The sequence below is a fragment of the Streptomyces sp. NRRL B-1140 genome, from assembly GCF_001280065.1.
Classification (GTDB): Bacteria; Actinomycetota; Actinomycetes; order Streptomycetales; family Streptomycetaceae; genus Streptomyces.
In genome coordinates this window covers 1-214 of the sequence record NZ_LGEA01000078.1, presented here as the reverse complement: position 1 = coordinate 214, position 214 = coordinate 1, and the positions used below count along the sequence as shown (strand labels likewise).

The following is a 214-nucleotide window of genomic DNA, read 5'->3' as shown; positions in this document are numbered from 1 at the left end:
AGCTGTCGAAGGTGGGACTGGCGATTGGGACGAAGTCGTAACAAGGTAGCCGTACCGGAAGGTGCGGCTGGATCACCTCCTTTCTAAGGAGCACTTCTAGGCTGCTTCGGCAGTCCAGAGGCCAGTACATCAGCGAACGTCTGATGCTGGTTGCTCATGGGTGGAACGTTGACTACTCGGCACGATCCAGGATGGATCAGGCGCTAGTACTGCC

1 rRNA gene is annotated in these 214 nt (G+C 57.0%); it reads left to right on the top strand.

Features of this window, described 5'->3' with window-relative positions:
* Positions 1-83 (top strand): 16S ribosomal RNA (locus tag ADK65_RS09375); the annotation flags it as partial.
* Between the last annotated feature and the right edge of the window lie 131 nt (positions 84-214).